14 protein-coding genes are annotated in these 11587 nt (G+C 46.8%); 8 read left to right on the top strand and 6 right to left on the bottom strand.

Features of this window, described 5'->3' with window-relative positions; all coding sequences use genetic code 11:
• The coding region (locus WBA89_RS29430) for a calcium-binding protein (protein ID WP_424411159.1) at positions 1-1064 on the bottom strand (1064 nt) is incomplete at its 3' end.
• A 145-nt stretch (positions 1065-1209) separates the two neighbouring features.
• Between WBA89_RS29430 and WBA89_RS29425 the strand changes: the two genes are divergently transcribed.
• Complete coding sequence (locus WBA89_RS29425; protein ID WP_424411158.1) at positions 1210-1560, top strand: hypothetical protein; 351 nt, start codon at positions 1210-1212, stop codon at positions 1558-1560.
• 50 nt (positions 1561-1610) lie between these two features.
• Here the strand turns inward: WBA89_RS29425 and WBA89_RS29420 are convergent, their stop codons facing one another.
• The gene (locus tag WBA89_RS29420; RefSeq protein WP_424411157.1) at positions 1611-1985 is read right to left on the bottom strand and encodes a hypothetical protein; all 375 of its coding nucleotides are present in this window, start codon (positions 1983-1985) and stop codon (positions 1611-1613) included.
• A gap of 734 nt (positions 1986-2719) precedes the next feature.
• On the opposite strand from WBA89_RS29420, the gene WBA89_RS29415 reads away from it, so the two are divergent.
• Complete coding sequence (locus WBA89_RS29415; RefSeq protein ID WP_424411156.1) at positions 2720-2974, top strand: hypothetical protein; 255 nt, start codon at positions 2720-2722, stop codon at positions 2972-2974.
• 4 nt (positions 2975-2978) lie between these two features.
• Complete coding sequence (locus tag WBA89_RS29410; protein ID WP_424411155.1) at positions 2979-4646, top strand: CHAT domain-containing protein; 1668 nt, start codon at positions 2979-2981, stop codon at positions 4644-4646.
• Between the two features lie 902 nt (positions 4647-5548).
• Here the strand turns inward: WBA89_RS29410 and WBA89_RS29405 are convergent.
• Positions 5549-5707 carry a hypothetical protein gene (locus WBA89_RS29405; protein ID WP_424411154.1) on the bottom strand — a complete coding sequence of 53 codons (159 nt, stop codon included), beginning with the start codon at positions 5705-5707 and terminating at the stop codon, positions 5549-5551.
• Between the two features lie 4 nt (positions 5708-5711).
• Here WBA89_RS29405 and WBA89_RS29400 point away from each other — a divergent pair, with 4 nt between their 5' ends.
• The 3 genes from WBA89_RS29400 to WBA89_RS29390 all read left to right on the top strand — a co-directional run bounded on the left by WBA89_RS29400 (position 5712) and on the right by WBA89_RS29390 (position 7203).
• Positions 5712-5903 (top strand): hypothetical protein, encoded by a 192-nt coding sequence (locus WBA89_RS29400; RefSeq protein ID WP_424411153.1) that lies wholly within the window; start codon positions 5712-5714, stop codon positions 5901-5903.
• 335 nt (positions 5904-6238) lie between these two features.
• The gene (locus WBA89_RS29395; RefSeq protein ID WP_333424658.1) at positions 6239-6646 is read left to right on the top strand and encodes an AbrB family transcriptional regulator; all 408 of its coding nucleotides are present in this window, start codon (positions 6239-6241) and stop codon (positions 6644-6646) included.
• A gap of 89 nt (positions 6647-6735) precedes the next feature.
• Positions 6736-7203, top strand: a complete 468-nt coding sequence (locus WBA89_RS29390; protein WP_424411152.1) for a regulatory protein RecX — start codon at positions 6736-6738, stop codon at positions 7201-7203.
• 229 nt (positions 7204-7432) lie between these two features.
• Here the strand turns inward: WBA89_RS29390 and WBA89_RS29385 are convergent, their stop codons facing one another.
• Genes WBA89_RS29385 through WBA89_RS29375 form a run of 3 tightly spaced genes read right to left on the bottom strand, consistent with a single transcriptional unit; the run spans position 7433 to position 8965 of the window.
• Positions 7433-7948, bottom strand: coding sequence for a DUF4385 domain-containing protein (locus tag WBA89_RS29385; protein WP_424411151.1), 516 nt, complete (start codon positions 7946-7948; stop codon positions 7433-7435).
• On the bottom strand, positions 7945-8370 hold the full coding sequence (locus WBA89_RS29380) for a DoxX family protein (RefSeq protein WP_424411150.1): 426 nt from the start codon (positions 8368-8370) through the stop codon (positions 7945-7947). The genes WBA89_RS29385 and WBA89_RS29380 overlap by 4 nt, the downstream gene beginning before the upstream one ends.
• A 13-nt stretch (positions 8371-8383) precedes the next feature.
• Entirely contained in the window at positions 8384-8965 is a 582-nt protein-coding gene (locus tag WBA89_RS29375) for a hypothetical protein (RefSeq protein ID WP_424411149.1), read from the bottom strand.
• Between the two features lie 414 nt (positions 8966-9379).
• Between WBA89_RS29375 and WBA89_RS29370 the strand changes: the two genes are divergently transcribed.
• Together WBA89_RS29370 and WBA89_RS29365 are read left to right on the top strand one after the other, a co-directional pair.
• On the top strand, positions 9380-9829 hold the full coding sequence (locus WBA89_RS29370; protein WP_424411148.1) for a DUF4168 domain-containing protein: 450 nt from the start codon (positions 9380-9382) through the stop codon (positions 9827-9829).
• 490 nt (positions 9830-10319) lie between these two features.
• Entirely contained in the window at positions 10320-11540 is a 1221-nt protein-coding gene (locus WBA89_RS29365) for an RNA-guided endonuclease InsQ/TnpB family protein (protein WP_424411147.1), read from the top strand.
• The last annotated feature ends 47 nt before the right edge of the window (positions 11541-11587 follow it).

Genomic DNA, 11587 nt, shown 5'->3' with positions numbered 1-11587 from the left:
CCGCCCATCAAGGTGTCGCCGCCGTCGCCGCCCATCACGCTGTCGTCGCCGTCGCCGCCATCGCAAACGTCGTTGCCGGCACCGCCCATCACGGTGTCGTTGCCGGTGCCGCCCATCACGCTGTCGTCGCCGTCGTCGCCGTCGCAAACGTCGCTGCCTGCACCGCCCATTACGGTGTCGTTATCTTTGCCGCCGTTAACGCTGTCGTTGCCATCGCCGCCGCTAACGTTGTCGTTGCCCCGATCGCCCCTGACGGTATCGTTGCCTTCACCGCCCTCGCAGTCGTCGTCGCCTTTACCGCCGTACAGGGTATCGCTGCCGCCGCCGCCGTCAACCTCATCATTTCCGTCGTTGCCGTTTACCCAGTCATCGCCGTCATCGCCAAAACAGGTATCTTGGTCGCTGCCGCCAAAAAGAGTATCGTTGTCTTTACCGCCATAAACCTTGTCGTCGCCTTGGCCACCGTTAACGATGTCGTTACCGCGATCGCCTCTTATTTCGTCATCATCATCGCCGCCGTCGCAATCATCGTCATCTTTACCTCCGTAAAGCCGATCTTTGCCGCCGTTTCCTCTCATTCTGTCTCGGCCTTTTTTGCCGAATATCACCTCGTCAGCGGTGGTGCCGACAATTAAGTCATCGTCATCGGTACCTTCGAGGGTTTGGCGAACGCTGCCGCTGCCATCATCTTCTCCGTCATCTGTGCTGCCGGCACTTTCTTCGGGGATGCCGTTAAATTCAGCCATTGTGCTGTCATCGTCAGCAGTTGTTTCGGATACGCCCTCAGACGGATTCGGAATTTGGCCGTTACTGCTGCTACCGCTGTTTTCGGCGATCGCATCGTCAATTAATTTGGCTAAGTCGCTATCAGAATCGATCGCGGCGGCGCTGCGGAAAGCCGCTAGCCGATCGAGATCGCCGGCGGAAAGTCCGAACTCTGGTTCTTCGTCATCTAGGGCGATCGGTGCAAACAAACTGGTTTCTGTCGCGTCAGAAATTTGTGTTCGATCGCGATCGGGAAAAAGTGTTCCCGATACATTTCCTAACAACATTTCTTCTTCCATCGTTAATATTTTCTCCAAGAGATATGAGATTGTTAGAATCAGTTTATCAGCAAAGAGGATGCAGCAGAAGCAACAAATTGGAATTTTATACTTTCCTTTGCTCTAACCGCTGGTTTCCACTTTTCTGTTATAGATGCTATTTAAAATGCCAGAGTTTATTGCGCTGGCGCTGCGAGTTTTATTTTGGGCAATAACGCACAAAAATAATTCAGCCGTCACCTACACCGCAAGTGCTGCACCGAAGTGCCGATCGCTTTTGATGTTCTCCGTAATTTCTACAGCAAGCTGCACCGAAGTGCGCCCAACCGTAGATTTTCTACGTGTTTTCTACAGTGACCCAGCAGAATTTCAACTCGCAACACACAACTCCTACATAACTACCCAAAACCTTTATCCCCAAAATTTTACCCTGGTTTTTTCTGCGATCGAGCCTGGTGCATTGAAGTTTTGTAACACTCCCAGCTCTGACAAATCCTTCCCTGACTTAAGGATTTGAATGCTTTTGTCAGTGACTGTGCGCTCTTAATTTTAGTTCCCGATGATTTATTACAAATTTAGATACTTTACCACCGCAAATATTTGTTTTAATTTTCTGTTCGGCAATTCGATCTCGATCGACCTGCTGCGATCGAACTGAAAAAATATGTTTTTCCTGCAATACAAGCAATTCAGCAAAAATCTATCTATCTTAAGACTGATATCATTTCCGGTAACACCGTCTGGTGATGTTGACTGTTGACTGTTGACTGTTGACTGTTGACTGTTGACGGTTGACTGTTGACTGTTGACTGTTGACTGTTGACTGTTGACTGTTGACTGTTGACTCGAATTTACTATTCCGATGAAGAGAGGATTTGATCTGATTTCAAAAAAACCTCTCCTGAACTTTGGGTGATAAGTTAATCTAATATTTTCCCGCAAATATCCGAAACAGCCTGTCGGCTTTGGCGGTCACGAATTCGGGATAGCCTCAAATCTCAAATCGACTGGCGATGATTGGTTTTCTCGATCGTAAAAATGATTGTTGTCTGAGAGGACGGGAATAATTTTAGAGTTATTGTATTGTTAAAAATTATGCCTTTGTTAACTTGATTGTTTTTGCTTAAGTTTAGTTAAATTAAGAGATTTAAATATCAAAGCAAACAATAACATAAAATGTGTCAAAAAGCAACCCTCTATTAGCAATTATCGAGAGTCGATCGATCGCTCGATTGGCGATTGCCGCCGCTCCATCCCAAAAACGAGTACCGTGCCGCCTACTTCTGTCGCGGACATCTCCAAATTTTAGAAGAAAGTTCAAGCTGCCAAATTTAAAGCTGCAAGTAAATCTGCAGCGCCCCAATCTTCAATGCCCCGATCGGCTTGCGGATGAGGTTTTGGGCTGACCAATTAATTAATTGACACAAAATCAAGATTTCAGATGGGGGGGTTGGTGGTAGAGGATAAGCGGTGAGGAGAGATCGGGCGCGCCGGGGCAAAAAAAAAATTACTCAGCTTTGCCTTTGATATGGCCCTGAAACCGGTTGGTTAGAGCTGAAGTAATTTTAATAAGAACTAGAGATCCGCCTGGTAAAGTGCCTCCAATTTAACTTTACTCAGCAATGACAAACTCAAGTTCCCGGTGAATGTAAAGGGGTCTGCGGTAGAGGTGCAAAATGTTAAAGATCGCAAAATTGGAGAAAATTCCGGTTTCACTTAGCCACAGGGCAATCAAAACTAATAAACTGTTATTAAAGTACAAGTTTTATACCCTCAAAGTGTTTGAACAAATATATTTGAGCTTAGCGATCGCCCGATCGGGGGAAGCGCATTCAGAAACTTTCATTCAAAGAGTAAAAATCAGTTTGTCGGTCGCTGTTGCTAGCTGCAAAAACGCAGGCAAATTCAGAATTGAGGCGGGAGGGCGCTAAATCGGTGAGCCAGGAATTTAAACTCTCAGTTACCCCAGTTGGGGACGATGAATATCTAGTGCGGACAGAAAAGGTTGCACCCGGTGTACCTTTGGCAGAACAACAAGTCCGCTGGCCGATCGACGAATGGCTGGCGCTGTCTGCTCAACTGATGAACGACCCTTTGGTGGGCTTGCTCCAGGGAACCGGTACTGCGGGTCGGGGACTGTCGCGATCGGGAAAACACTCAGCGCCGAATTTAGTAGCACTCGGACAACAGTTATACAGCGGGCTGTTTCAAGGAAACTTGCGCGATAGTTGGACTTGCGCTCAAGGCATCGCCCAGCACCGCCGAGAAGTGCTGCAACTGCGGCTCGGACTCAAAGGCAGGCACTTGCCGCGGCTGCCGTGGGAAGTTCTGCACGCGGGCGATCGCCCTTTGGCAACAGGCACCGATGTCGTATTTTCCCGCTACCAGCCAGGTACAAGTTTGTTCAAACAAACCCGGATACTGCCCAGCGGCGGGCCTCTAAAAATTTTAATGGCGATCGCCTCTCCCAGCGATCGAGACAACTTGCAGCTTTCGCGAGAAGTGCTCCACCTGCAACAAGAACTGCAAAACCGCAGCGCCAATCCCCTCAAAAACAGCCCCCATTCCCCGGAAATTCAACTGACTATTCTCGAACATCCCGATCGAGAACAGCTTACCCAAGCCCTAGAACAAGGACAGTACCAAGTTCTGCACTACGCAGGCCACAGCAACTTAGGTTCCAGAGGTGGCGAGCTCTACCTAGTGAGCCGCCGCACCGGCTTAACCGAAACCTTGAGCGGCGACGACTTAGCCGGATTGCTCGTCAACAACGGCATTCAGATGGCTGTGTTCAACTCCTGCCGCGGCGCCTACGGCAACCCCTCAGACATTACCGAGGACAGTCCGGAACGCAACTTAACCGAAGCTCTAGTCAAGCGAGGTATTCCAGCAGTGTTGGCAATGGCAGAAAGCATCCCCGACGATGTAGCCCTAACTCTGACGCGACTGTTTTACCGCAACCTCAATCAAGGCTATCCAGTCGATCTCAGTCTGAGTCGGGCCAGGGCCGGACTAATTTCTGCCTACGGTTCTCACCAGTTATACTGGGCTTTGCCGATTCTTTACCAGCACCCGGACTTTGACGGCTATCTGACGGGCGCTGCAGCCCCTAGCGCCGATGCCGCGCCAGGGGTGCAAATAATCGCGCCGGGAACCTATTCGGCGGGCGCGTCGGGTACGGAATGGAAGGGGCACTCTTCGCTCTCGGCGATCGCCCAATATCCGCCAAGGCCGATCGATCGATTGGATGAGCCAGACAGTGATGGGGGCGAAGTCTGGGAATATAATCCCGATCGACTAAAAGAGCGCAGGGATTGGGCGAACCCGATCGATCGACCGCCGGCTGCTAATTCACCGAACTCTATTCCCGATTCTGAGTCTGCGGTTGTCCCACCAAATCGCGCCCCCCAACAGCCTCAGAAAGCGTTTAAAAAACCGGGATTGCAAAAATTTCTGGCGCTGACGCTTTGCTTGTTGCCCGTTGCTGTGAGTGCTGGCTTTTTTGGGTTGCGGTACTTGCAGCACCGAACCGCGAAACCGGAACAGTTACTGCCGGAGATACGGACTCCTCTGTCGCAAAATTACATCCAACAGCAGCACTAAAAGCGATCGCCGGCGCTGCCGTTGGCGGACGCATCAAGACGTTCAAATTTTAGTTTCGAGTTCGCTCAACTAGCAAGTTTTTTAGCCTTACTGCGGTTAATAAGAAGGATTTTCGTCGATTTTTTCAGGGTTTTTGACCTTCGGTGCGTCTAGGAGTGCGATCGAAAGTACGTCGCTCGATCGCAGTCTTGCACCTGTGGCAAAAACCGGGTTTCTGACCGCAAATTTAGCATCACAACCTATATCTCTCGTTCAGAAACCCGGTTTTTAAGAGCTTATGAATGGTGCTCTTCTGTCAGGAGCGACGTACTTTTGAGTCAAAATCAGAGTATTTGCGATTGGCGATTGGAGATTTTCGATCGAGAATGACTTGTTGGATAAGGGTTGGGAGTTTGCCGGCCGCTGCATTCTGGGATTGAAAACGGTATCAGAAATTGGTGTAATTCCAAATTCATAAAATAGCGCTACATATCTACCCCCCCAACCCCCCCTTATCAAGGGGGGGAGTCAAACTTTCGGTAGTACCATAACTTTATGAAATTGGTATAATTCGCGGAATGCTCGATCGAGCATTCGTCGTGCCGCAGCAGAAAATCACAGCCAGAGTTTGACAATTAAGAACATAGCGAGCGTCATTCGATTTGAGATTTGAGATTTTCCATGCCAGGATTGACCCCACGGATCGAGGATCGGACTCTTCTGATTTGAGATTTTCCATGCAAGGATTGATTCTACGGATAAATCGCGTGGCGGGTACGATCAAAAAATTCGCTTGTCACGAGGGAAAATAGCATGAAGCTGTTGCGATATTTAAATTTTTGTATATTTCGACGGCATCGAAAATCCTCCTCCCACTCCCTCTGTCCCTCTCTCCACTCTTCCCCTCAATCACCGCACACAATTTAAATGTGCAATAGCTGATTCCCCTGCTGCTGGCTGCGCGATGTTTCTGCCGCTAAGGGCCGATCGAGTCTGGTTTTAGCTAAAACCCGTTCAACCAAGCGGTGAAATTTGCTTGAATTTTTACCGGATTGCCCTCCCCGGACTGTTTTCTGTGCCACTTATATGCCGAACACCTTAATAGAAGATTGCGACTCGGTATTTGGGGTTTTGAGGGGATTGGCAGCCCGAAAAACAGGGTTTACAACTAGCTGGCCGGCAGGGCATCAAGAACAAGTGCTGCCTCGCCTTGTTGAGGTAAAAGTTAACCCCGCGCGGGTAAATGCTTTCGGCAGATTTGCAGCGATCGCGCTCTAGGTATTTCCATTCATGTCTGTCTTGTTTTTGACTTTGACTGCTGACAGGAGCTGGATTGGTGAATGCAGGGAACAGACTTTACTGTAAAAAAGTAAAGCATTTAATTTGCGACAATAATTCCTGCTGCGATCGCTCCAAGGGTTCAGACAAGCCTTTTAGTCGCCAGCAGCAAATAAATCGCCCTTCGAGCATCCACGAGTTGCACCCCCAGTTTTGAGGCTGCAGAAATTTATCCAGAATCCGATCTTTTTAATTCTTAGTATTGACAGTGAAACAAAGTTAATCTAATGTGTTGTAATTGATATAAGTAAACTCCAATAACCGAGGTAAGGTCAATGGCAGAAACAGCGACAGCACCCTTAACAGGAAAAGGTCTGCTTCAAAAAATCAAAGGCAGCGATTTGCCTCGCAGAGAACTTGCAAAGCTTTGCGGCTACTTCACCGTCAGCAAGAGTGGAGAAACACGGATTAACCTGGCTGAGTTTTACGATGCAGTATTAGCTGCTAAGGGCATTGAGCTAGAGAAATCTAAAGCAGACGGACGCGGACGAGAAGCGAGTTATCGCGCTAGCGTTCACAAGAATGGCTCGATCGTGATCGGGGCAAATTACACCCAAGAAATGGGATTAAAGCCGGGAGACGAGTTTGAAATTAAACTCGGATACAAGCACATTCGCTTGATTCAGATCGATGCCGACAGACCAGAGGTGGAATTGGCAGATGAGGAGGATACAGAAGAATAAAGGCGAGCGGGATGCAGTCAGCCTCGGTTAAGGCTACTGGATTTGCATTCGTTACACGAGTATTTGCGCGCCACCATGCGATTTAACTGATGAGCTGTCTTGACTATTTCTATTTTCTCTTGTCTCGCAAAGACTACAGTGCCTCTGAACTTCGCAAAAAGGGGCAAGAGAAAGGTTTTGGCAATGAGGAAATATTGGAGGCGACCGCGCAAATTCAAGACCGGGGCTATCAGTCTGACACTCGCTTGGTGGCAAACTCGATCGCAAGTGCTGCGGGCAAATACGGGAAATCCGCCATCAAGCGCAAGTGCCTGCAAAAAGGAATTACTAGCGATTTATTCGAGCAAGTCTGGGAAGAAGAAATTGCCGAAAATCAGGACTCGGAAACCGAAAAACTGGCAGAATTAAAAGCCAAAGTCCTGCGGAAATACAAGATCGGCGCGATCGGTAAAGTAGATCCAAAAACCAAGGGCAAAGTCTTGAACTACCTGCAATACAGGGGCTTTAATGCCTTTGAACTTTGGCGGCAGTGGCAAACAGAAGAAGATGATGAGTAAATAGTAGGGCCGCACTTGCTCGGTGCAGCCCCGAACTCGTCAAGCACAACGCGATCGTCTGTGTTTTGCTGTTATATTAAGTGCTGTCGCGATCGAAGAGCTGATACCATCAAGCGAGCGCGGACAGCATTCAAAAAAAAGGCTTTTTACAAAACACAGATGTTCCCAGGACAACTCCACTGCAGCAGCGGGGGATAATTGGTAAGTTCTGAGTCTTTGTAACGGTATGTCAATCCTCAGACTTGCTGGAAGAAGATTCGTACATCTGCCGGTGTGCCGCTAAAAGCTGGAGATATTTCTCGTTGGTTTTGGCCAGCATCCATTTCTCTTGAAAAATGGCGGCGGATTCTGCTTTCACCGGATCTGGTTCTAGCGGCAAAATATCTTTTCGAGCTGCCGTTTGTTCTGCAACAGACGGCAGCTTTTGAGGGTTCTGCTGGTATTTGCGGCCGCTTTTGTGGTTGGCGTAGCGGCGCGATCGAGTGTACCCCATCTGCAAGAACTTGCGGGCCATGTCCGCTCCCACAAAATCCGAGCGATCGAGATACTCTAAGAATAAGGAATAAATTTTGCTGCTGGACTCCCTGGCAATTTCAGGAGTCTTAAATCTCCAGAAAGGCAGAATTTCTCCTTTGTAGGGTTCCACCAACAGCACTCCTTGTTCTCCTTTCCCCACCCGATAAAGTTCCGGGTGCTGTCGAAAGTCGATGTTCTTAAAATCCGCATGGTAGTCGAACTGCTTCATTGGGCGTTTTCTGTCGTATCTGGAACTATAGAAGCCCGTGGTTTACCTTCGTCTGGTTGGGTATAAACCCAGGCCCAAGCAATCAATACAGCTTGAAAAGGCAGCCTGAACCAATACACTAATGGGTTGTGGGGAATCCCTTCTATGGGGATGCTGTTGACGGCTTGATTGATATTAGCTGGAAACACGGCAATAAATAAGGCAATTAAGCCCCACGCCGCCGCTCTGCTGACTGGGGGAACTAACAGCCCAATTCCGCCCAAAATCTCGAAAAAACCGCTGATATAAACCAATGCTTCCGGGTAAGGAAGCTGGGGCGGCATGATTCTGATAAAGGGTGCGGGTACTGCAAAGTGCAGCACGCCGACAGTACCGATAGCTACTGCGAGGATGACTCGCCAAATTTCTTTTTGAGTTTTCATGGGAAATCGGTAATTAATAATTGTTAAGCTGCTGCGAAAACCCTTGCAAAAGTTCGCTATCTGCGATCGACATGACAAGAGGACTTAGGCACAAAAATTCAAGCGTTTCGGGTTTTTCTACTTTTGTCGGTGGCTGTAACGATCTTCTTTGGTAGAAAAACCCGGTTTCTGGGTGATTCCCCGACAAGTTTTTGCAGCCCCAAACTTGAGGAAGCGCAGACTCGAATCGAAGGTAGCAGCAGGCGATTGCCGAAAACAGATAGCGCGAGTTTTGATAACAAGATTTTAGTGTCTGCTTCCCTGGTGCTGCCTCTGTCTTGGGTATTGAAACTTGATTTTTAGTTCCGGCTAGGGTGAGAGCATCTTGTCGAAAGTAAAAAGCATTTTTTGTATGAGTGCGAGCTCGGCCCGTGCGATCGCACGGCATCTGGCACGGATTAAAATAAAATATAGATGCTCCCGGCTCCGGCTTTGTCAGCAGCCAAACCAAGTTGAGTTTCTGGCTTGACACGATCGAAAATAATGTAATTGTAGCCCCGCGCTCAACACCCTGATTCGATCGGTCATTATACAATTCGCCAATCTCAAATCTCACATCTCAAATCTCATATCTCAAACGGTATGACACGCAGGTGTTCCGATCTAAATACGAGTAATTTGTCAAGTAATTTTAGAATTATTTAATATTTGAGCTGTGAGAATTATTTGTAGAGGCAATTCGGAAACGCTCTGCAATTAAAATGACCGTCTAAATGTTGTGTTCTGCCAACTTCTGGTGAGATGTTAGGATAGATATAACTATTCAACTTGCTAAAAAGTCGATCGCTGTAGCAACTACCAAATCCTTTTAGTTGAATTAAAGATTGTCACTCCGGCCAGGAACTTTTTAGCCACCAGACGATTCAAAAAGATTGAGCCGCCCAGCGCTGTGTCATTTTTATCTATACGCAAGCAATCACCGACGACCATGAACACCTCACTCAACACCTCTAAATTTAAATTTAACCGGATGCTGCGACAATCGCTGTTTGCAGGCATCATGTCTGCAGCAGCTTTGGCTGGCGGATGGATACCCGGTTTGTACGGACAATCCCCAAGTCTCGGATTCGGAGCCTCCGCCCAAGCTCAAGAAATTAGCAATGCCGAAATTACTAGCTACGCTCGCTCTTTGTTGGCAATAGAACCCAGACGGGTAGAAGCTTATAACGAAATTAAAGGAATGGCTGGAGGCTCGGTTCCCAGAGTAGTGTGCAACGAAACTCAGGAAATTAACAGGCTGTCTGGAGGTGTTCGCGGCATCGCGGTGAATTACTGCCAACAAGCTAAAAAAGTTATAGAAACCAACGGTTTGACAGTTAGTCGCTTCAACCAGCTCACTTTGCTACTGCAAGCAAATCCAGCAGTCAAACAGCGCATTCAAGCTGAGCTGCTGCGGCTGCAACAAGCGGGCAATCAATAAAATCAATGGTTTGACTCTTTCTTCCTCTGTGCTTCTATCAGACTCCTGTTCCACGAAAGCCAGTAAGCGAGCAGGTTCGCTTGCCTATCGAACAAGAATTATTGGAGGTTTCTCTGGTTTGAGTTGCTAGACGGAATGCAAAATTTTTGGGAAAAGTCCGATCGCATTTCAAAAAGTGCTCGACCAAATCATAAAAGTATGGTGTAAAAAACGATAGGGGTTTTAAACTGTAACTTAATTTATGGACAAAGCTACCCATCCTTTACTGTTTGAGTAGCTTTGTACCCAATTCGTTCCACATCACGCGAGACTATTTGCCCCTAGTTTAATTTGTTTTTGGCAAGAGTGCTATTGGATTGCAGATGCGGGCGTCTTGCGGGGCGAGGAATCTGCATTTGGAGTCATTATTATCTTTTTCACCTACCATGTTGACGCTCGATGATAGCCGTATATAATATAAAGCACAATACATTTACTCATGTCGAGTCAAATGCAGCTAGTAGAAAAACACGTAATTAACAGACAGCATAGGTTTTGGAAGGAATGCGACCACTTAGCATTACAATCTAAACATCTATACAACTCTGCTAACTACGTCCAGCGCCAATACTTTTTTGAAACCAATAAATATTACAATTCCATCAATATTTACCACCAGACTAAAAACTTAGAAGCTTATCGATATCTACCAACAAAAATTAGCAAACAGATTGTTCGGAGAGTTGCTGAGGCTTGGAAAGGATGGTTGGCTGCACTTAAAGATTGGTCAAAACACCCTGAGAAATATCTGGGCAAACCGAAAATACCAGGATACAAGCATAAAGAGCATGGCAGAAATCTTGTCATTTATCCGATAGATGCAATATCAAAACCTGCTTTGACTAAAGGGAATGTTAAACTATCTCAGACTAATATTGAGTTTGCTACTCAAGCTAAAAATGTAGACCAAGTAAGGATTGTTCCCAAGCTTGACCATTATGTTATTGAAGTTATTTACACAGTTAATGACACACCCTTATGCCACGGGAAATATGTGGCTGGTGTAGACCTTGGTTTAAACAATTTGATGGCTATAACATCCAATCATCCCGGCATCAAGCCGCTGTTGATTAATGGTAGACCATTAAAAAGTATTAACCAATTCTTCAATAAACGGGTAGCCGCATCACAATCCATAGAAGCGGTCAGACAGATCAAAGCACTTAACAGTAAGCGAAACAGAAGAATTGACAACTATCTTCATACTGCGAGTCGTCGTGTAATTGATTGGTGTCAGTTGAACGATATTGGTCAGTTAATTATCGGCAAAAACCCAGGATGGAAGCAGTCAATCAACCTTGGCAAAAAAAATAACCAAGCATTTACCAATATTCCCCATACCAAACTGATTAATTTATTGACCTATAAAGCACAATTGGTAGGGATTGTTGTTACCTTGACCGAGGAAAGTTACACGTCAAAAGCGAGTGCTTTAGATGGTGATAATTTGCCGATTTACAACAAGATAGAGACCAAGCCTGTTTTTAGTGGGAAACGTGTTCAGCGTGGTTTGTATAGAGCCTCCACTGGTAAAACAATCAATGCTGATACCAATGGCAGCATAAATATAGCGAGAAAAGTAATTCCCAACTTCATGAAGGGAATAGAGGGATTGCCGTTTATTCCTGTATTTTTAGGATTGTGGACTAAAATTACCAACGTAGATGTCTAACATTGACTACTTTTGGGTAGCTTTGTCCAGGTTTTTACGAGCGGTTC

It is taken from the genome of Microcoleus sp. (assembly GCF_049646505.1).
GTDB lineage: Bacteria > Cyanobacteriota > Cyanobacteriia > Cyanobacteriales > Microcoleaceae > Microcoleus.
This window is presented reverse-complemented; position numbering and strand designations above follow the sequence as displayed.

Bases quoted from the DNA above. Each gene is read 5' to 3' on its own strand.
- WBA89_RS29425 (WP_424411158.1), top strand. From the start codon at position 1,210: ATGCCAGAGTTTATTGCGCTGGCGCTGCGAGTTTTATTTTGGGCAATA.
- WBA89_RS29415 (WP_424411156.1), top strand. From the start codon at position 2,720: ATGTTAAAGATCGCAAAATTGGAGAAAATTCCGGTTTCACTTAGCCAC.
- WBA89_RS29400 (WP_424411153.1), top strand. From the start codon at position 5,712: ATGCCGAACACCTTAATAGAAGATTGCGACTCGGTATTTGGGGTTTTG.
- WBA89_RS29395 (WP_333424658.1), top strand. From the start codon at position 6,239: ATGGCAGAAACAGCGACAGCACCCTTAACAGGAAAAGGTCTGCTTCAA.
- WBA89_RS29390 (WP_424411152.1), top strand. From the start codon at position 6,736: ATGAGCTGTCTTGACTATTTCTATTTTCTCTTGTCTCGCAAAGACTAC.
- WBA89_RS29385 (WP_424411151.1), bottom strand. From the start codon at position 7,948: ATGAAGCAGTTCGACTACCATGCGGATTTTAAGAACATCGACTTTCGA.
- WBA89_RS29380 (WP_424411150.1), bottom strand. From the start codon at position 8,370: ATGAAAACTCAAAAAGAAATTTGGCGAGTCATCCTCGCAGTAGCTATC.
- WBA89_RS29370 (WP_424411148.1), top strand. From the start codon at position 9,380: ATGCTGCGACAATCGCTGTTTGCAGGCATCATGTCTGCAGCAGCTTTG.
- WBA89_RS29365 (WP_424411147.1), top strand. From the start codon at position 10,320: ATGCAGCTAGTAGAAAAACACGTAATTAACAGACAGCATAGGTTTTGG.